An 18823-nucleotide genomic window follows, 5' to 3' on the forward strand; every position below is an offset into this window, starting at 1 on the left:
ACATACTGCGCAATTTTTTCAGTTGTCTCTGCGTTGATAGTGATCAAGTTAACAATACAATGTAAAAAATCAGTGATATATCTGCTTTGCATGGTTGTCAGGTTGTTAAATTCAGAAAAGATGTTATAGAAACAAAATGTAACATCTCTCTGGATCGGACAACGGATAACAACTATGAACAAATCAGGGAAGTACCTCGTCTGGACAGTGCTCTCCGTTATGGGAGCATTTGCCCTCGGCTATATCGCATTAAATCGTGGTGAACAGATCAACGCGTTGTGGATAGTCGTGGCGTCGGTCTGTGTCTACCTTATCGCTTACCGTTTCTACGGCCTGTACATCGCGAAAAATGTACTGGCGCTTGACCCGACGCGTATGACGCCAGCCGTGCGCCATAACGACGGTCTGGATTATGTTCCCACCGATAAAAAAGTGCTGTTTGGTCACCATTTTGCGGCAATTGCCGGAGCGGGTCCGTTAGTTGGACCAGTGCTGGCGGCGCAAATGGGCTATCTGCCGGGGATGATCTGGCTGCTCGCCGGGGTGGTACTGGCGGGTGCGGTGCAGGACTTCATGGTGCTGTTTGTTTCTACCCGTCGCGATGGTCGTTCCCTTGGCGAACTGGTGAAAGAAGAGATGGGCCCAACGGCGGGCGTTATTGCGCTGGTGGCCTGTTTTATGATCATGGTGATTATTCTCGCGGTGCTGGCGATGATCGTCGTGAAAGCGCTGACCCACAGTCCGTGGGGAACCTACACCGTGGCGTTCACCATCCCGCTGGCGATCTTCATGGGGATTTATCTGCGCTATCTGCGCCCGGGCCGCATTGGCGAAGTGTCGGTCATCGGTCTGGTGTTCCTGGTGTTTGCCATTATTTCCGGCGGCTGGGTGGCTGAAAGCCCGACCTGGGCACCGTACTTTGACTTTACCGGCGTACAGCTGACGTGGATGCTGGTGGGCTACGGTTTTGTTGCCGCCGTCCTGCCTGTGTGGCTGCTGCTGGCCCCGCGTGATTACCTCTCTACCTTCCTGAAAATCGGCACCATTGTTGGTCTGGCGGTAGGGATTTTGATCATGCGTCCAACGCTGACCATGCCTGCGCTGACCAAGTTTGTTGACGGTACTGGCCCGGTCTGGACCGGTAACTTGTTCCCGTTCCTGTTTATTACCATTGCCTGTGGTGCGGTTTCTGGCTTCCATGCGCTGATCTCCTCCGGAACCACGCCGAAGATGCTGGCGAATGAAGGGCAGGCCTGCTTTATCGGCTACGGCGGAATGCTGATGGAATCCTTTGTCGCCATTATGGCGCTGGTTTCCGCGTGCATCATCGATCCGGGCGTGTACTTTGCAATGAACAGCCCGATGGCGGTGCTGGCTCCTGCGGGCACGGTTGACGTAGTGGCTTCTGCGGCACAGGTAGTCAGCAGTTGGGGCTTTGCCATTACGCCAGACACCCTGCATCAAATCGCCAATGAAGTGGGTGAGCAATCCATCATCTCCCGCGCAGGTGGTGCGCCGACGCTGGCCGTCGGGATGGCGTACATTCTGCACGGCGCGCTGGGCGGCATGATGGATGTGGCGTTCTGGTATCACTTCGCCATTCTGTTTGAAGCATTGTTTATTCTGACGGCGGTAGATGCCGGTACACGCGCCGCGCGCTTTATGCTGCAGGACTTGCTGGGCGTGGTATCACCGAGCCTGAAACGTACCGATTCGCTGCCTGCAAACCTGCTGGCTACAGCGCTGTGCGTGCTGGCCTGGGGTTACTTCTTACACCAGGGCGTGGTGGATCCTCTGGGTGGTATCAATACCCTGTGGCCGCTGTTTGGTATCGCTAACCAGATGCTGGCCGGTATGGCGTTGATGCTCTGTGCTGTGGTGCTGTTCAAGATGAAACGCCAGCGCTACGCGTGGGTGGCGCTGGTCCCAACGGCCTGGCTGCTGATTTGTACCCTGACCGCTGGCTGGCAGAAAGCGTTTAGCCCGGATGCGAAAATCGGCTTTCTGGCTATCGCCAACAAGTTCCAGGCGATGATCGACAGCGGTAACATTCCGGCGCAGTATACCCAGTCGCAGCTGACGCAACTGGTGTTTAATAACCGCCTGGATGCGGGTCTCACCATCTTCTTCATGGTCGTCGTTGTGGTGCTGGGTCTGTTCTCCATCAAAACTGCGCTGGCAGCATTGAAAGAAGACAAACCAACTTCGAAAGAGACACCGTACGAGCCAATGCCTGAGAATGTTGAAGAGATCGTGGCGCAGGCGAAAGGCGCGCACTAATATTCTCTTAACCAACCAGCCCTCTCCTGAACGGGGAGGGCGTTTGTACGACAGGGAAACGCTATGTTTGAAACACTCGCCAAAGCCGGGAAGTATTTAGGTCAAACCGCCCGATTAATGATAGGTATGCCGGATTATGACAACTATGTTGAACATATGCGCGTCACTCATCCGGACCAAACACCAATGACCTACGAAGAATTTTTCCGCGAGCGCCAGGATGCGCGATATGGCGGGAAAGGTGGCGCGAAGTGCTGTTGATTTTTTGCCGGATGGCGCTGACGCTTATCCGGCCTACAACATCGTATTGGCGTAATTTGTCGTCGTAGGCCTGATAAGGCGAAGCCGTCATCAGGCAACCCGCACCATAATCACACCGTAAACGACTCTACCTTTTCGAATGCTGCGCGCAGTGTCTCCGGCTTTAACGTTACCGGCAGGGCGTGAATGGACTCCACCGGGCGCAGAGTGTGCGCAATCACTTTGTCGATTTCGGCGCGGTTATTGATGTCCACTTCCAGTTGAGCTAATCGGGTTGGCAGGTTGAATCGCTGATAAGCGGTAATTAACTGCGCCAGCACGTCATCTTGTCCCAGCAGCGCGCTCTGCACCAGGATGCCGTACGCCACTTTGGTGCCGTGTAAAAACTTCTCGGTTTGTGGGAGGACGGTCAGGCCATTGTGAACAGAATGCGCCGCCGCCACGCGGGTGTAGCGCTCGCCCAGACCACCAACCATGCCGCCTCCGGCAATAATCGCATCCACCACATCGCAAAACGTGCGGCTTAGCGTGCCTTGTTGTTTGTCTGCCAGCGCCTGCTCGCTGCTTTCCAGCAGGACGTCGCGGATGGTCTGCGCGGCTTGAATACCCAGACGTACTGTCAATGGCAGTGTTTCCGGCTGAGGTGCGAGCACGACGGCTTCATACCACTTTGCCAGCGTGTCGCCGATCCCCGCCAGTAGGTATTCTTCTGGCGCATTGAGAACGATCTCGGGTTCGACCAGCACGAGGAAGTTCGCGTCAGGGAAAATTTCGAAATGTAGTGCCTGGCCCGCATCGTTATACCAGACGGAGAGCGGCGTCCAGGCAGCGCAGGTCGCCGCGATAGTAGGAATACCGACAAACGGCAGATCCAGACGACGGGCCAACGCTTTAGCGGTGTCGAGCAATTTACCGCCACCCACGCCAATCACCACACTGCGATCCTCTCCCGACTCTTTTGCCAGTTGAGCAACATCGGTTTCGCTGCAATGTCCCGTAAACAGCAGGCGTTTAGCCTCGGCAAGATGAAAAGCCTCTGGCAGGTAAGGGCGGGCCGCTTTGATGGCGCGTTCACCATAAACCCACACGGCGCGTGAAAGTTGGTCGGCAGTGAAAAAATCGTTCAGTCTCGACAGGCTGCCAGGATGGGAAAAATAGTTGGCTGGGCCGGTGACGACGCGAATTTCGGTATTACTCATGTTGTGTTGTCCTTTTGGCTGTCCTGTCCAGGCAGGTTATTTTTATATAGACGTCTGAACGTCTTGATTGCCAAATACTAGCATCGTGCTATAGTGGCTTCAACCACAACATCACACGCTGGGATAACAATAATGAGTAATAACCCGCTGATTCCGCAAAGCAAACTGCCTAATCTGGGCACCACTATCTTCACGCAAATGAGTGCGCTGGCTCAGCAGCATCAGGCCATTAACCTCTCGCAGGGGTTTCCTGATTTTGACGGTCCACTCTTTTTGCAAGAGCGTCAGGCGTATCACGTCGCGCATGGCGCAAACCAGTATGCGCCGATGACGGGCGTGCAGCCGCTGCGCGAAGCTATCGCGGATAAAACGGCAGACCTGTACGGCTATAAACCTGACGCGAATAGTGAAGTGACCATCACGGCAGGGGCCACAGAAGCATTATATGCCGCGATCACTGCGCTGGTGCGCCCTGGTGATGAGGTGATTTGTTTTGACCCGAGCTACGACAGCTATGCGCCTGCGGTTGAATTATCCGGCGCTGTGGTTAAACGTATCGCCCTGCAACCACCGTCTTTTCGCGTTGACTGGCAGGCGTTTAGTGCCTTACTCAGCGACCGTACCCGATTGGTTATCCTGAACACACCACATAATCCTTCTGCCACCGTGTGGCATCACGCCGATTTTGATGCGCTGTGGCAGGCGATTAAAGAAAGCGAGATCTTTGTCATCAGCGACGAAGTTTATGAGCATATCTGTTTCGCCAAACAGGGGCATGCCAGCGTGCTGGCACATTCAGAGCTGCGGGAACGCGCTGTTGCCGTTTCATCGTTTGGTAAGACCTACCATATGACCGGCTGGAAGGTCGGATACTGCGTTGCGCCAGCCGCCATTAGCGCTGAGCTACGAAAAGTGCACCAGTATCTGACGTTTTCCGTCAACACGCCGGCTCAGCTCGCACTGGCGGATATGCTACGAGAAGATCCGGCACACTATCGCGAACTGCCCGCGTTTTATCAGAAAAAACGCGACGTGTTAGTGAACGCGCTGCGTGACAGCCGACTGGAAATTCTGCCGTGTGAAGGTACGTACTTTTTACTGGTCGATTACAGCGCCGTTTCCTCGCTTAACGACGTGGAGTTTTGCCAGTGGCTGACCACTGAAGTGGGCGTTGCGGCAATTCCGCTGTCGGTGTTCTGCGCCGATCCTTTCCCGCATAAACTGATTCGCCTCTGTTTTGCCAAGCAAGAATCGACGCTGTTAGCGGCAGCCGAGCGTCTGGTTTCGTTGTAGCTATTTCACAGTCCAGGCTTTGGAGAATCGACGGTCAGCAAACAACGCTTGCAGGCCGTTGATTTGCTTCAGGCGTAACACCTCGTCGCTGTCCATACCAAGATCCTTGCCAATTCTTTCTTCACTCCATCCCAGTTGCGATAGCTCGCGGACAATCTCGGACATGGCGTGGATTTGATGACGCCCGCGAGCGCGGTTGTGGCGAATGGTTGCCGCCATACGCTCATGGCGTTCGCGTTCTAAACAGGCAACCGGCAGATATCCTTTCAGCCTGGGCCTCAGTGAGGCTTTGGCTTTACCTAACTCGTGGCGGTGGAAACCGTCGACAATTTCGTACTCTTCAGCCGTTGAGTGAACCACCACAATGGGCTGTGTAAACCCGTCAGCCTCGAGGGACTTCAGCAGCAGCTTTTTCTCCGGTGGCGCAACGTTATTGGGGTTGTAGTCATTGGGTGAAATATGATCATTTTTAACCCAAAGAACGCAATCTACGGGCTCCTCGCGAAAGGGACTGACGCTGTGTATTGCCTTTCTGAATTCATTTATGGCTTCAATTCTCTCTGGTTCTGATAAACCAGAAAGAAAGCCGAGGAGTTCCTGAGTTAATCGCTGTTGCATAAGAGTCCCCATTCCTGGCGTTTTGTTTTCATGCGCTCATTGTAGCGTTGATAGTTTTTGGGTTTCGTTGGACTAAATGAGAGAGCCCGGCACCAATAGTCGTTATTCAGCAGGACCTTACAGATACGCCGCCACGACGGAATATCCACTGAACCAATATCTCTTTCCTGGGTTTGTGGGATAATCTCCATGCCTTTTTTCTTATACCACTGTAAATAGACGGCGATTTTATTGCGGTAATGTTCGGCGGTCGTTTCCGGCATACTCTTCAATAACAGCATGGCGTATTCCTGCCAGCTTAAATGTTCGGGTTTTAATATTTTGCGGTGACCGTAAAAATGGTTGTCCTGACCAGCATATATCCCGCCACTTTTTACCCCGCTGACGCGGGAGCACATCATTGCCCAGCGTTCAGGCTCAATAACATGGTAAAGCCACAGTCCCTGGCGTTGTTCAGGCCCAAAGGGTTCGCAGATACGCATGTATCGCGTGGGAACTCCCGCCTGATACATCAGGTTGTACAGGGGATTACACGGGAGCGTTGACTTCGCAAACCACGTCCAGATGTCAGCAGTTTTCCAGTCATAAATCGGATAAATATACCAAGTATGCCCGCCGGGGGCGCTGGTGGTCCAGGGTTTGTCATCGGCAAAACGCTGTTTTTTCGAGTTCGCAATGGCGACGAAACGATTATATGACTCATCGGCGCGTATCCCGACCATCATGGCGGCCGGTCGTTTCTGCGAAAACCATTCAGCGAACTCACGAACAAATTGCTCGAAAGTCATACCGGGTTGGTAGAAAGAGAAAAACTCGGGATCGGTAATGGCATCTGCAGGCGGTTGGCGAACCCATTGAGTACCCGGCTCCCAGCATTGCCATTCAGGCTGAAATTGTGACAGTGAATTTTGCGTCGTCAGCGGCAATGCAACCCAATAAAATTCTTCGATGACATCGGAATAATTCTCGCGTAGCGCCTGGACATAGTCGATAGTGCAGGAAAACTGAGCCTCCCAGTCGATAAATAAGACGTTTATTTTTTTCTGTAACTGGCGGGCAATGGCGGCGGTCAGATGCAACATTAACCCCGAATCTTTACCTCCAGAGAAAGAAACGCAGACACGCGGTAGAGTTTCAAGCGTCCAGGTAATGCGTTCCTGTGCTGCTTGCAGAACATTTTTATCCAACGGTATTTTATAAACAGACATATCAAATCCATATCGAATTTTTATTATTTGCAGCCATAATAAATGTCCGTAATAGGATAAGCTTTTTCTTGCGGCATGCAATATTTAAATATATTCATTATTTGCATGCCACATTGTCATTGTATGTTTCATGTGAATTATGATGTGCTTTTAATCATGTTACCATTAACTATCGAAGGATAGTTTGTTTATGTATTCTGCGAAGGCTTTATGATTCAATGATGCGCGGTTATACATTATGAATAATTTTATTTTTGGTAATTCAAAATCGGTTTTAATTTCTTTAAATTTCAATGCTGGTTGATAAAGTTCATAAATTTGTTTGGGGAGAAAACCAATAATATCCGTACTGGCGATAACGTTAGCAATCGAGAGTAAGGAATCGCTACTAAAACCTACTTTATGGAATGCCATCGATTCGCTTGCACGGGAACGATAATCTTTAATACCCTGATCTTCAGAGGAAAAATATGTAAATTGCTCTTGTTGGATTTGTTCGAGTGTGCTCGTTTCATTTATTCTAGGATGGTTGCCACTGCACACTAAAACACAGTCAATAGTCTTGAAATGAGTACATACAATAGAACGATTGTGAACTGGCGTTGTTGTAATCACCAGATCGGCTTTACGATAGGCAAGGATGTTTTCGGCCGTTTCTGCTGACATTAATATATCATGATGCTCAATTTCAATATCTGAATTTTCTCTGAGGCTATTAATTAAAGATGTCACATTCAGGTTGGTTGTAATTTGTGGGCTGTAGATGACGAATTTATTTTTCAGGCTGGAACCGTGCATGATATTGATGGTTTGTTCCAGATTATTGAGATTTTTTTCAAGGTGAAGATGAAGGTTTACCCCTGTGACCGTAGGCGTAATGCCTTTGCCTGAGCGAATAAACAAGGGGTCGTTAAACTGTGTACGCAGTCGCTGTAATGACTGGCTGACGGCTGAAGGGGTGATATACAGTGTTGCCGCAGCTTTACTGATGCTCAAATGTTGATAAATACATTCAAAAATTACCAACAGGTTAAGATCGAATTTTTTGAGGTCATAGAGGTTAGCCATGCATACCTTCCTGTGATGGTAATGTATAGGATAATTCAATTGTTGAATAATTTAAATTCTAATCATTCTTAGAGTTTATGTTTATGGCTTAATGAATAATTAACTTAAACTAAAATAACACAGATTGCTTGATGGTTACGATAAAAATACATTTTAAAGAGTGATTGAAATGAGAACCATAACAATCACTCATTCTGTTACCTTTATTTATTTCCCATAATAATATTTAATTTATCTTTATCGGGTAATCCCACTTCCTGTTGTAACGTATCGTCTTTGCTCATGTAGTAGATCGCGGGCGTCACATTAGCACCTAAATCATCCATGAGTTTTTGGTTGATATTCAGTACTTTCATCTGTTCTGGATGGACAGACGTGGGGATTTCCAGCTTCATTTTCCCGCCCGATGCTTCATAGTCATGCCAGGTTTTGGCCGGATCTTTGGATGCCAGGATTGCAGCAGCGGTTGCCGGGCTTTCGGGTTTGATCACGCCAACCAGCAGCGTACGCAGCTGAACTTTACCGGAATCTACCCATGGGCGCGCCTGCTGCCAGAACTGTTTACAATAAGGACAGAAGGGATCGGCAAACACGTAAACGATGACCGGGGCTTCTTTTTTCCCGTCCAGAATCCACGACGCTTTTTCCATTCGCTGCCACATCTCACGTCCGGCAGGGGCATAGATCTCTTTTTCTATGAGCGCATTACTGAGGTTTTCGCCTTTTTCATTATACATGTAGCCGGAGATGGCATGTTTACCGTCAGGCGTGACATAGATAGTGACCCCCATGTCCTGGTATTTTCCCAGATAGCCTTTCATTCCACCCGGTGCGTCGAAGGGCTTCAGGATCGTAATTCCCTGTTTCTCAATGGCTTTAACAGGGGCAGGGAGCTCCTCTGCGTGCACGATAGCGGGGAGAAGAGTTAAGAGTAAGGTGCGTTTAAACATTGATTTTCCTTATAAAATCAGCAGGAAAGTGGGCTTAATTGCAAAACCTATCACAGCCATAGGTAAGATCGACGGTCTGTCGATTGCCCTTTCTTTAGTTGGGTGATGTAATCCCCATCGCTGTTACGACCTTTGTTAAGGTAATGTAGAGCGCAACACATAGCCAGCCCTGCTGGCACTGACGTTACCTGCGGGTAGCTCGGGTAATGAGGCTCCCTGCAAAGGGGGCCTTTTTTACTTTTATCTTTAGGTTCACAACATGAGTTTGAGTGGGTTGTTAGTTAACGCTTATTGATTTGATAAAGGAAACGCATTAGCCCTGCGAAGAGATTTTCGTTAACTTATCTCTCAACGAAAACACGGAGGAAGTACAGATGTCTTTGATTAATACCAAAATTAAACCTTTCAAAAACCAGGCGTTCAAAAACGGTGAGTTCATCGAAGTAACCGAGAAAGATACCGAAGGTCGCTGGAGCGTCTTCTTCTTCTACCCGGCTGACTTTACTTTCGTATGCCCGACCGAACTGGGTGACGTTGCAGACCATTACGAAGAACTGCAGAAACTGGGCGTAGATGTGTATTCCGTTTCTACCGACACCCACTTCACCCACAAAGCATGGCACAGCAGCTCTGAAACCATCGCAAAAATCAAATACGCGATGATCGGCGACCCGACTGGCGCCCTGACCCGTAACTTCGACAACATGCGTGAAGATGAAGGTCTGGCTGACCGCGCAACCTTCGTTGTTGACCCGCAGGGTATCATCCAGGCAATCGAAGTTACTGCTGAAGGTATCGGCCGTGATGCGTCTGACCTGCTGCGTAAAATCAAAGCCGCACAGTACGTCGCTTCCCACCCAGGTGAAGTTTGCCCGGCAAAATGGAAAGAAGGTGAAGCAACCTTAGCGCCATCTCTGGACCTGGTTGGTAAAATCTAAGTCGCATAGTTTGTAGGCCGGATAAACGTAGTGCATCCGGCATTCCACAGGCGCAAATTTGCGCCTGTTTCATTCCAGCACCATGACGCAAGTTGCATTAATGCAGTCCCGCAAAATCGGCTTGCATGATGATGTTTTCAGAGAGGGAAGAAGAATGCTCGACACAAATATGAAAACCCAGCTCAGGGCTTACCTTGAGAAACTGACCAAACCTGTTGAGCTGATTGCGACGCTGGATGACAGCGCTAAATCGGCAGAAATCAAGGAACTGCTGACTGAAATTGCTGAACTGTCAGAAAAAGTCACCTTCAAAGAAGACAATACTCTGGCGGTGCGTAAGCCATCGTTCCTGATTACCAATCCCGGTTCTCACCAGGGACCGCGTTTTGCCGGTTCTCCGCTGGGTCATGAGTTTACCTCTCTGGTGCTGGCGCTGTTGTGGACCGGTGGTCATCCGTCAAAAGAGGCGCAGACGTTGCTGGAGCAGATCCGCGATCTCGACGGTGATTTTGAATTTGAAACCTATTATTCACTTTCCTGCCATAACTGCCCGGACGTGGTGCAGGCGCTGAACCTGATGGCGGTGCTGAACCCACGTATCAAGCATACGGCGATTGACGGCGGTACATTCCAGAACGAAATCACCGATCGTAACGTGATGGGCGTTCCGGCGGTATTTATGAACGGCAAAGAGTTCGGTCAGGGGCGTATGACGCTGACTGAGATCGTGGCGAAAGTGGATACTGGCGCAGAAAAACGTGCGGCTGAAGAGCTGAATAAGCGCGATGCTTATGACGTATTGATTGTCGGTTCTGGTCCTGCAGGTGCGGCGGCAGCAGTGTACTCTGCACGTAAAGGCATTCGCACCGGTCTGATGGGCGAACGTTTTGGCGGTCAGGTCCTTGATACTGTTGATATTGAAAACTATATCTCAGTACCGAAAACTGAAGGTCAGAAACTGGCAGGTGCGCTGAAAGCACACGTTGATGATTATGATGTCGATGTGATTGACAGCCAGAGCGCGAGCAAACTCATTCCAGCAGCGCAGGAAGGCGGTTTGCATCAGATTGAAACGGCCTCCGGTGCGGTGCTGAAAGCACGTAGCATTATCATCGCCACCGGCGCGAAATGGCGCAACATGAACGTTCCGGGCGAAGATCAGTATCGCACCAAAGGCGTAACCTACTGCCCTCACTGTGATGGCCCGCTGTTTAAAGGCAAGCGTGTAGCGGTGATTGGTGGCGGTAACTCCGGCGTTGAAGCGGCTATCGACCTGGCAGGTATTGTTGAACATGTGACGCTGCTGGAGTTTGCTCCTGAAATGAAGGCTGACCAGGTGCTGCAGAATAAGCTTCGCAGTCTGAAAAACGTCGACATCATTCTGAATGCGCAAACGACAGAAGTGAAAGGCGATGGCAGCAAAGTTACTGGCCTGGAGTATCGTGACCGCGTGAGCGGCGATGTTCACAATGTGGAACTGGCAGGTATCTTTGTTCAGATTGGTCTGCTGCCGAACACCAACTGGCTGGAAGGTGCCATTGAACGTAACCGTATGGGTGAAATCATCATCGATGCCAAGTGCGAAACCAGCGTGAAAGGCGTTTTCGCTGCCGGTGACTGCACCACCGTACCGTATAAGCAGATTATCATCGCGACCGGTGAAGGTGCGAAGGCCTCGTTAAGTTCGTTTGATTATCTGATTCGCACGACAGTAGCATAAAAAAAGTAAGACTCACCTGCAATGCCAAAACCGCCAGCCATCCGCTGGCGGTTTTTTATTTCCATACACTTAAATTGTCAATTCTTGAAACAATAAACCGTTTAAAACATTCACTTAATTAGCCTGATCATTATTTTCATCAAAGAAAGAGAGGGCGTTATCTTTATTATATTAACCTGCATTATTTTTTTTATTTGTTGTGTGAATAAATGGTTGGTTAATTCATGGGTGAAATATATGAAACCCTGACGATCTTTGAATCGACAGGGTTATTGTTACGTGATTTTTTTATCTCTCACGATAGTTACACGCTGAAAGCGGCTTATTCAGCTTTAGATACAAATGCTTCAACTCTAACAGAGCAGGAGTGGTTGGAGGCGGAGTACGACTTCAATGCACTATTTGTTGGGCCGCAGACGCTAAAAGCCCCGCCGTTCGCTTCGGTATACCTTGAAGAAGATGCCCTCGTAATGGGTAAATCAACCTTAAGCATTCGGGAATTCATGTCAAATATAGGTCTATCTATAAACCATGTAAATAATATCCCGGATGATCATATTTCCTGCGTATTGGAATTAGCCGTTTTATTATCGGCAAATGCCAGGCTATCAGCAGAATACCAGATCGTTATGACTCAATATGTAATTGAGTATATAGCGATGTGGATGCCCGCGTATATAGAAAAAATACATATAAATGCACAAACCGTTACGTTGAAAAACGTTGCGGAAAGGTTGTCTTTTTGGCTTGATGAATTAAACACGAGAGTATCAATATGAGTAATGAACCGGGAGTTCTGAACAGACGTTCATTTTTGAAAGGGTTGATTGCCCTTGGAACGGTGGCTGCCCTGCCAGGGGGATTGCTGACTTCACGCTGTGCATTGGCGCAACCGCCAATTCCGTTTAATCCCAAAACCTACAAAATCTATCGTAACGCCTGTCCACGTAACTGCTATGACACTTGTAGCCTGAAAACCTGGGTGAAGGATGACGTCATCACCTTTGTGGAAGGCGCGCCTGAATCAACGTTTACGCATGGAACTCCGTGTGTGAAGGGATTGAGCTATCCACGTAGGGTATACAGCCCGGACCGCATTAAATATCCGATGGTTCAGGATGTTCGCGGCAGCGGTAACTGGCGTCGTATCTCCTGGGATGAAGCAATGCAGCGCATTGCGACCAAGATGCTGGAGATTAAAAAGAAAGATGGTTCAATGTTGGGTCTGGCGCTGACCAAGTACTCAGGCAAATTTGGTGTATTGAACTATGCCGTTGAAGGGATGATGTCTTCACTGGGTTACACCACCCGTTTTGCCGGAACACCTTGCTGGCCAGCCGGTATCGACGCGCAAAACTACGACATGGGCGACATGTGGTGTAACGACCCGGAAGATATGGTGAAAGCCAAATACATTATTATCTGGGGCGCTAACCCGGCCTGGTGCTCTATGCACACCATGAAGTACATCTATCAGGCGCGGGAAAAAGGCGCAAAAGTGGTCGTTATCGATCCACTGTTAACCCAAACCGCTGCGAAAGCCGATCTCTATTTACGTGTTCGGCCAGGATCAGATGGCGCTCTGGCGCTGGGCATGGCACGCCACCTGGTGGACAAAGGATTGGTTGATCAGGATTTCGTTAACAACTATTCCCATGGTTATGCTGAATTTGAAGAGTATTTGCGTAATAACGTTACCGTAGAGTGGGCATCTGAGATTTGCGGGCTGTCGGCGGATGTTATTCGCCAGTTGGCGGAAGAATTTACCGCGGTTAACCCTGCTACCGTGTGGATTGGCTACGGCATGCAGCGCCATGTCAACGGCGGCGCTAACGTACGGGCGATCGATGCCTTTGTGGCAATGACCGGCAATATTGGCATTGAGGGTGGTGGCGCTCGCTACGGTCATTTGCATACCTGGGGCTTTAACTACAATGCCATGTTGCAGAAGCCACCGGTAGGCTCTATCGGGATGCCGGAGGCGGCGGGCACAACCAGCGAGTTTGGTTCTGCGGGGGAAGTCGCACAGTATTCCGATCGCTCGTTGAATATCAACCAGACCGCAAAGGGAATTCTGGAAGCCAATGAGCCGCCTGTCCGAATGCTTTGGGTTGCCTGTAAGAACCCGTTTGCTCAGGATTTTGATCGCAGCAAGATGGAAAAAGCATTCGAAAAACTGGAAATGGTGGTGTGCGCCGACCAATTCTTTAACGAGACCGTCCAGCATGCCGATATCGTTTTGCCTGTCACCACAGCCTTTGAAGAGTGGAACGTAGACGCCTCATATTGGCACTACTGGCTCTCAATCAACCAGCCTGCAATTAAGCCAATGTATGAGGCAAAATGCGATCTGGAAATCGCCGTTTTACTTTCCCGCACAATCAACAAGCTGGAGCCGGGTTCTTGCACATTCCCGCAGGAGTTCGATCATAAGCGCTGGCTGGACCAGGAGTTCAATGACGGAATGGCCAAAATGTTTGGTATCTCCTCCTGGGATGATTTACTGGAAGGGCCGAAAAAAGCCATTCTGCCAAGTTCTGCGGCCTGGTATGACCGTAAGTTTAAAACGCCCTCTGGAAAGTTTGAGTTCAAATCTGAGCTGTGTGAGAAAAATGGTCATACGGCGCTGCCGGAATACAAACCGGAGGCAAAAAGCACGTTGCCATTCCACCTGTTTACGCCGCATGTCCAGTTCGGTATCCATTCCCAATTCATCAACCTTGACTGGATGCAGGTCTTCTATCCTGAACCGTTTGTTTATATGCACCCGGTTTCCGCCGGGAAAAGAGGCATCGCTGAAAATGACCTGGTGAAAGTGTTTAACACCGCAGGTGAGGTGGAGTTACGTGCGAAGGTAACCGCTAACGTTCCGGAGGATTTCCTGGTGATGTACGAGGCTTGGTTCCCGAAACGGAAATACAACGTTCAAAACGTAGTGGCGGATACTCCAGCCGATATGGGCTTGATGAAAACTGGTGCGCCAGGTGCGGCCATCCATAGTCAGTTTGCGGACATCATTTTGATCGATAAAGGAGCAGCGGCATGAGGCGCGCGTTTTTAGTTAATAGCGATAAGTGTATCGGCTGCCGTGGCTGTGCGATGGCGTGTAAGAGTTTTAACCAGCTGGAGCCAGAACGTTTCTGGCGCTACGTCTACCCGCTGGATAAAGAAATTTATCCGCATGAAGAGCGAGCGTTCTACTCGCTGGCCTGTAACCACTGCGAAAATCCGGCCTGCCTGGCGGCTTGTCCGGTAGAGGCGTACACCAAACGTGAGGATGGCGTTGTAGTGCATAACCCGGAACGTTGTATCGGATGCAAAAACTGTATTCGCAACTGTCCATACGGTGCGCCGCGCTTTAATGAAGAGACGAAAAAAGCGGAAAAATGCAGCATGTGCTATGAGCGTCTTGATGTTGGCATGCAGCCGGCGTGCGTGAATGCCTGTCCGGTAGGTGCGCTGACGCTTATCGATCTGGATGCCGATCCTATACCTGATAATGCGGTGCAGTATCCGCCGGGATTCCCGCGTATGCCGCAGCTTAATCCTGGCACGCGTTTTATCCTTGCGCGTCAACCAAAGCAGCCGGAGGCCAAGTAATGGAAAAGTATGAACTTCCTCTGGTCATTTTTACCGTATTAAGCCAAATGTCGGTTGGGATCACGCTCATTCTGACGCTGCGTGTGCTGCAAGGAAAACTGGAGAGCAAGCGCCTGTACTGGCTGGTAAGTGGACTGGTTCTGGCGGCGGCGTCCGTGGCGGCGATATTACACCTTGCGCATCCGGACCGCGCCTACGATGCCTTGATCAACCTGCAGCACGCCTGGCTGAGCCGAGAGATTCTGGGCGCCACTTTATACGGTGCAGCTGTCGGGGTGACGTTTTTGGCAAAAGGGCACAAAGCACCAGCTGTTCTGGCCTCTGTTCTCGGTATCGCGCTGGTGGCGGTACAGGGGATGACCTATGCCGCCCCGGCAATGGTGGCGATTGCCAACGGTCTGACAATGCTGTTGTTCTTCATCACGGTGTGGGTGATGGGGTGTGCTGCGATTCCACTGCTTAACCTCGCACCTGCCGTTGCTGCATTGCGCCAGGGGATTGTCGTGTGTATGGCAGTCATGATCGCCGCACCCATTATCTGGCTAAGCGGTGGCACCATCATGCAGATGACGGCGCATGCCTGGCTGACGTCGCCACTTTATCTGGCGAGTCTGGTGTGTCTGGCGGTGGCCTTTGTGCTTAGCCGTCAGGGCGAGCGTCGCGCAAAAGCGCTTTTCGCCCTGCTGTTTGTTGGCATATTCCTGAGCCGTCTGACGTTTTTTGGCGATACGATCAGCTCCATCGTGAATATCGGCCATTTGTATTAATCGTGAGGTAATAAAAACCCCTGTCAGGCGTTAACCTGGCAGGGGTTTTCTTTAGCAAATCAGTGGCTGTTAACGAACAACCAGCACTGGCAAAGTCGCGTGACGGACAACGCTGGAAGCGTTAGAGCCGAGCAGATGGGTGCTGATTGATGGGTTACGCGACCCAATGACAACGACATCCGCATTCAACTCTTCACCCAATTCGTTGACCACGTCACGGACGCTGCCAAAGCGGACGTGTTGCTTAATACGGGAAGGATCGATGCTGAAGTGACCGACCATCGTTTGCAGACGGGTTTCCGCTTCGTGTTGCAGATGCTCTTCAAAACGACGGACATCGGCTGCAAAGCGGTGCAGGCTTAAGCTCGCTGAGCCTGGCAGCACATGCAGTAGATGGATAACCCCTTTATCCTGGGCCAGAAATTCTGCATGGCGAATAGCCTTGTCGCTCAGTTCCATTTCGAATACATCAACAGGCATTATGATTGTGTTGTACATAAACATTCTCCTTGTCATTACATGAACACATAACAGCATAGTATTAAAAATGATTCTGTCAGTCACGACACAGATTTATGTTTTGCGAACAGGAAAGAAAGCGAGGAGCAGGGAGATCTAACCGGAAAGAGGATGCGGATGCATCCCCTGTAAGATAAAGCGAGTGGCTTTGATAAGACAGAGTTAGCGCAGGTAGTCGCCTGCAGCTTCAGGCTGGTACTCAAGCTCGATAACTTCGAGGTGTGTTGAGGTCCCGCCTGGCAATTCCCAGTGAATGGTATCACCAACGCGCAGCCCCAGAAGTGCAGCGCCGACAGGTGCCATTACCGAAAGCTGTGTGTTGCTGTCAGTCATAGTAGCCGGATACACCAGGGTACGCACACGGACTTCGCCATCACTCAGATTGCGGAATTTCACGCGGCTGTTCATGGTCACGACGTCGTGCGGCATGGTTTCTGGAGAACACATTTGGGCACGATCCAGCTCGGCGTTAAGGGCGTCGGCAATCGGTAAACCAGCAAACGCAGGTTGCTCCAACAGGCGGTCAATGCGTTCCGCATCGAGGTCGTTAATGATGATAGTTGGTCTGGACATTTATTACTCCATGTCGTCGAAACTGCGGGTGCGCAGGTAAATAATCCCAAAAGAAAACCCTCACCGTCAGGCGGCAAGGGTTTAGCTTTTATGATGATACTGAGACTTACCCCATGTTTGAAGTGATTTAGTTCACATTCAGGTAAATCATCAATTTTGTCGCATATGGTGTGATTTTAGCCGAAAAACGTGATCGTTCTCCAATTTGCATTATGCTTTTTAAGCGCTCGCTGCGGGCGCGTCAAACAACTCAGTGTTCCGCGACAGGAGATCTCATGAGCCAGTACGACAAACTTACCTTGAAAGACGGCAGCTATTTGCATTTTAAAGACTGGGGAAGTGGACAACCTATTGTGTTTAGTCACGGTTGGCCGCTGACGGCAGACGCGTTTGAAGATCAGATGCTGTTCCTTGGATCGAAAGGATTTCGTGTGATCGCCCATGACAGGCGCGGACATGGGCGTTCGGCCCAACCCTGGGATGGACATCATATGGATCAGTATGCTGACGACCTGGCTGAACTTACCGCGCATCTCAATCTTAAAGATGCCGTACATGTTGGGCACTCTACCGGCGGTGGGGAAGTGGCTCGTTATATTGGCCGGCATGGGACGCAGCGGGTGGCAAAAGCGGTGTTAATTGGCGCGGTGACGCCCATCATGATCAAGACTGACTTTAACCCAAATGGCGTGCCGAAAGAGGTATTCGATGGCATCCGTGAGGGGGTTGTGAACGATCGCGCCGCCTTTTTCTATGAGCTGACCGCTGCATTCTATGGTTACAATCGTCCTGGCGCGAAAGAGTCGAAAGCTGTACGGGAAAGTTTTGTTGAACAGGGCTTACAAGGGTCCATCAAAGCGTTGTACGACTGCATTCATGCGTTTTCGGAAACAGATCTGCGTGAAGACCTCAAAAAGATGACCATCCCGACGCTGGTGATCCACGGTGATGACGATCAGATTGTCCCGTTTGAAACCTGCGGAAAAGTCGCGGCGGAAATACTGCCGGACTCGCAGTTGAAGGTATATGTCGGCGGCTCGCATGGCATTTGCACCACCCATAAGCAACAGATCAACGGTGACCTGCTCAACTTTATTCAGTCGTAATCGTTGGCAGATTGTTCTACGCTGATCTTTTTTTTCCAGGGGGATGAGCGAAGCATAATTTGTGCTGCGCTGACGTTAACTTCAACAGGGAACGCTATGTATTTCTATCAACCGTCACAGGGACACGGCTTACCGCATGATCCGCTAAATGCCATCATTGGACCGCGCCCGATTGGCTGGATTGCGTCGCGTGACGGCAACGGTCGGCACAATCTGGCACCATACAGTTTCTTTAACTGTTTTAACTATCATCCGCCGATTATCGGTTTCGCCAGCAGCGGCTGGAAAGACAGCGTGCAGAATATTATCGAAACCGGTGAATTTGTCTGGAACCTGACGACTCTTGAGCTGGCCACTGCGATGAACGAAACGTCAGCCAGCTTGCCGCACGGTGAGGACGAGTTTTTTGCCGCCGGGCTTAGCAAGGCAGATAGCCGGATAGTCAACGTGCCGCGCGTGGCGCAAAGCCCGGTCAATTTTGAGTGTCGCTTATCGCAAAGCCTGCAACTGACTACCGCTGATGGCTCACCGGTTGATACCTGGCTGGTGTTGGGGGAAGTGGTAGGCATTCACATAGATGAAACGCTCCTGGAAGACGGCATCTATCAGACGGCGAAAGCGAAACCGGTACTGCGTGCAGGTGGGCCAACGGCGTATTATTCGATCAGTGAAACACATCGTTTTGATTTAGTTCGCCCGGACGCCCGTGCAAAACGCTAAGTT

General features: G+C 50.4%; 18 protein-coding genes. 11 read left to right on the forward strand and 7 right to left on the reverse strand.

Going from position 1 to position 18823, the window contains the following annotated elements:
* Nucleotides 1–174 precede the first annotated feature (174 nt).
* The gene (cstA, locus tag OGY08_RS23415; RefSeq protein ID WP_008784063.1) at nucleotides 175–2280 is read left to right on the forward strand and encodes a pyruvate/proton symporter CstA; all 2106 of its coding nucleotides are present in this window, start codon (nucleotides 175–177) and stop codon (nucleotides 2278–2280) included.
* A gap of 63 nt (nucleotides 2281–2343) precedes the next feature.
* Nucleotides 2344–2541 (forward strand): YbdD/YjiX family protein, encoded by a 198-nt coding sequence (locus tag OGY08_RS23420; RefSeq protein WP_008784064.1) that lies wholly within the window; start codon nucleotides 2344–2346, stop codon nucleotides 2539–2541.
* A gap of 110 nt (nucleotides 2542–2651) precedes the next feature.
* Here OGY08_RS23420 and OGY08_RS23425 read toward each other — a convergent pair whose 3' ends face one another.
* On the reverse strand, nucleotides 2652–3740 hold the full coding sequence (locus OGY08_RS23425) for an oxidoreductase (protein WP_125362489.1): 1089 nt from the start codon (nucleotides 3738–3740) through the stop codon (nucleotides 2652–2654).
* A 132-nt stretch (nucleotides 3741–3872) separates the two neighbouring features.
* Here OGY08_RS23425 and OGY08_RS23430 point away from each other — a divergent pair, with 132 nt between their 5' ends.
* A complete protein-coding gene (locus tag OGY08_RS23430) occupies nucleotides 3873–5033 on the forward strand; it encodes a pyridoxal phosphate-dependent aminotransferase (protein WP_125362490.1) in 1161 nt (386 codons plus the stop codon).
* On the opposite strand, the gene OGY08_RS23435 is transcribed toward OGY08_RS23430, so the two are convergent.
* The 4 genes from OGY08_RS23435 to dsbG all read right to left on the reverse strand — a co-directional run bounded on the left by OGY08_RS23435 (nucleotide 5034) and on the right by dsbG (nucleotide 8877).
* Entirely contained in the window at nucleotides 5034–5651 is a 618-nt protein-coding gene (locus tag OGY08_RS23435; protein ID WP_032942666.1) for an IbrB-like domain-containing protein, read from the reverse strand. It lies immediately after the preceding gene.
* The gene (locus OGY08_RS23440; RefSeq protein ID WP_048235901.1) at nucleotides 5636–6859 is read right to left on the reverse strand and encodes a phosphoadenosine phosphosulfate reductase; all 1224 of its coding nucleotides are present in this window, start codon (nucleotides 6857–6859) and stop codon (nucleotides 5636–5638) included. Before OGY08_RS23440 ends, OGY08_RS23435 begins: the two co-directional genes overlap by 16 nt.
* Nucleotides 6860–7024: 165 nt before the next feature.
* A complete protein-coding gene (citR, locus tag OGY08_RS23445) occupies nucleotides 7025–7927 on the reverse strand; it encodes a DNA-binding transcriptional repressor CitR (protein ID WP_125362491.1) in 903 nt (300 codons plus the stop codon).
* A 203-nt stretch (nucleotides 7928–8130) separates the two neighbouring features.
* Entirely contained in the window at nucleotides 8131–8877 is a 747-nt protein-coding gene (dsbG, locus tag OGY08_RS23450; RefSeq protein ID WP_032942669.1) for a thiol:disulfide interchange protein DsbG, read from the reverse strand.
* A 374-nt stretch (nucleotides 8878–9251) separates the two neighbouring features.
* On the opposite strand from dsbG, the gene ahpC reads away from it, so the two are divergent.
* The 6 genes from ahpC (at nucleotide 9252) to OGY08_RS23480 (ending at nucleotide 15902) form a co-directional block, all read left to right on the forward strand.
* On the forward strand, nucleotides 9252–9815 hold the full coding sequence (gene ahpC / locus OGY08_RS23455; protein WP_002894394.1) for an alkyl hydroperoxide reductase subunit C: 564 nt from the start codon (nucleotides 9252–9254) through the stop codon (nucleotides 9813–9815).
* A gap of 154 nt (nucleotides 9816–9969) precedes the next feature.
* Nucleotides 9970–11535, forward strand: coding sequence for an alkyl hydroperoxide reductase subunit F (gene ahpF, locus OGY08_RS23460; protein WP_071445770.1), 1566 nt, complete (start codon nucleotides 9970–9972; stop codon nucleotides 11533–11535).
* A gap of 224 nt (nucleotides 11536–11759) precedes the next feature.
* Nucleotides 11760–12314, forward strand: coding sequence for a TorD/DmsD family molecular chaperone (locus OGY08_RS23465; protein ID WP_125362493.1), 555 nt, complete (start codon nucleotides 11760–11762; stop codon nucleotides 12312–12314).
* Nucleotides 12311–14581, forward strand: coding sequence for a molybdopterin-dependent oxidoreductase (locus tag OGY08_RS23470; protein ID WP_125362494.1), 2271 nt, complete (start codon nucleotides 12311–12313; stop codon nucleotides 14579–14581). The genes OGY08_RS23465 and OGY08_RS23470 overlap by 4 nt, the downstream gene beginning before the upstream one ends.
* Nucleotides 14578–15135 carry a 4Fe-4S dicluster domain-containing protein gene (locus OGY08_RS23475; RefSeq protein WP_008784074.1) on the forward strand — a complete coding sequence of 186 codons (558 nt, stop codon included), beginning with the start codon at nucleotides 14578–14580 and terminating at the stop codon, nucleotides 15133–15135. Before OGY08_RS23470 ends, OGY08_RS23475 begins: the two co-directional genes overlap by 4 nt.
* Nucleotides 15135–15902 (forward strand): dimethyl sulfoxide reductase anchor subunit family protein, encoded by a 768-nt coding sequence (locus tag OGY08_RS23480; RefSeq protein WP_071445768.1) that lies wholly within the window; start codon nucleotides 15135–15137, stop codon nucleotides 15900–15902. The genes OGY08_RS23475 and OGY08_RS23480 overlap by 1 nt, the downstream gene beginning before the upstream one ends.
* A gap of 69 nt (nucleotides 15903–15971) precedes the next feature.
* Here the strand turns inward: OGY08_RS23480 and uspG are convergent, their stop codons facing one another.
* Together uspG and rnk are read right to left on the reverse strand one after the other, a co-directional pair.
* Complete coding sequence (uspG, locus tag OGY08_RS23485) at nucleotides 15972–16400, reverse strand: universal stress protein UspG (protein WP_003022101.1); 429 nt, start codon at nucleotides 16398–16400, stop codon at nucleotides 15972–15974.
* Nucleotides 16401–16583: 183 nt separating this feature from the next.
* Nucleotides 16584–16994, reverse strand: a complete 411-nt coding sequence (rnk, locus tag OGY08_RS23490; RefSeq protein WP_003831264.1) for a nucleoside diphosphate kinase regulator — start codon at nucleotides 16992–16994, stop codon at nucleotides 16584–16586.
* A 275-nt stretch (nucleotides 16995–17269) separates the two neighbouring features.
* Here rnk and OGY08_RS23495 point away from each other — a divergent pair, with 275 nt between their 5' ends.
* Nucleotides 17270–18100: an alpha/beta fold hydrolase gene (locus OGY08_RS23495; RefSeq protein ID WP_003831266.1), complete on the forward strand. Its 831-nt coding sequence runs from the start codon at nucleotides 17270–17272 to the stop codon at nucleotides 18098–18100.
* A 96-nt stretch (nucleotides 18101–18196) separates the two neighbouring features.
* Nucleotides 18197–18820, forward strand: coding sequence for a flavin reductase family protein (locus tag OGY08_RS23500; RefSeq protein ID WP_003022109.1), 624 nt, complete (start codon nucleotides 18197–18199; stop codon nucleotides 18818–18820).
* The last annotated feature ends 3 nt before the right edge of the window (nucleotides 18821–18823 follow it).

This window comes from Citrobacter sp. Cpo069 (assembly GCF_030332785.1).
In the GTDB taxonomy this organism is placed as follows: Bacteria; Pseudomonadota; Gammaproteobacteria; order Enterobacterales; family Enterobacteriaceae; genus Citrobacter; species Citrobacter portucalensis.

Coding starts and splice junctions, on each gene's coding strand:
- cstA (WP_008784063.1), top strand. CDS start 175: ATGAACAAATCAGGGAAGTACCTCGTCTGGACAGTGCTCTCCGTTATG.
- OGY08_RS23420 (WP_008784064.1), top strand. CDS start 2,344: ATGTTTGAAACACTCGCCAAAGCCGGGAAGTATTTAGGTCAAACCGCC.
- OGY08_RS23425 (WP_125362489.1), bottom strand. CDS start 3,740: ATGAGTAATACCGAAATTCGCGTCGTCACCGGCCCAGCCAACTATTTT.
- OGY08_RS23430 (WP_125362490.1), top strand. CDS start 3,873: ATGAGTAATAACCCGCTGATTCCGCAAAGCAAACTGCCTAATCTGGGC.
- OGY08_RS23435 (WP_032942666.1), bottom strand. CDS start 5,651: ATGCAACAGCGATTAACTCAGGAACTCCTCGGCTTTCTTTCTGGTTTA.
- OGY08_RS23440 (WP_048235901.1), bottom strand. CDS start 6,859: ATGTCTGTTTATAAAATACCGTTGGATAAAAATGTTCTGCAAGCAGCA.
- citR (WP_125362491.1), bottom strand. CDS start 7,927: ATGGCTAACCTCTATGACCTCAAAAAATTCGATCTTAACCTGTTGGTA.
- dsbG (WP_032942669.1), bottom strand. CDS start 8,877: ATGTTTAAACGCACCTTACTCTTAACTCTTCTCCCCGCTATCGTGCAC.
- ahpC (WP_002894394.1), top strand. CDS start 9,252: ATGTCTTTGATTAATACCAAAATTAAACCTTTCAAAAACCAGGCGTTC.
- ahpF (WP_071445770.1), top strand. CDS start 9,970: ATGCTCGACACAAATATGAAAACCCAGCTCAGGGCTTACCTTGAGAAA.
- OGY08_RS23465 (WP_125362493.1), top strand. CDS start 11,760: ATGGGTGAAATATATGAAACCCTGACGATCTTTGAATCGACAGGGTTA.
- OGY08_RS23470 (WP_125362494.1), top strand. CDS start 12,311: ATGAGTAATGAACCGGGAGTTCTGAACAGACGTTCATTTTTGAAAGGG.
- OGY08_RS23475 (WP_008784074.1), top strand. CDS start 14,578: ATGAGGCGCGCGTTTTTAGTTAATAGCGATAAGTGTATCGGCTGCCGT.
- OGY08_RS23480 (WP_071445768.1), top strand. CDS start 15,135: ATGGAAAAGTATGAACTTCCTCTGGTCATTTTTACCGTATTAAGCCAA.
- uspG (WP_003022101.1), bottom strand. CDS start 16,400: ATGTACAACACAATCATAATGCCTGTTGATGTATTCGAAATGGAACTG.
- rnk (WP_003831264.1), bottom strand. CDS start 16,994: ATGTCCAGACCAACTATCATCATTAACGACCTCGATGCGGAACGCATT.
- OGY08_RS23495 (WP_003831266.1), top strand. CDS start 17,270: ATGAGCCAGTACGACAAACTTACCTTGAAAGACGGCAGCTATTTGCAT.
- OGY08_RS23500 (WP_003022109.1), top strand. CDS start 18,197: ATGTATTTCTATCAACCGTCACAGGGACACGGCTTACCGCATGATCCG.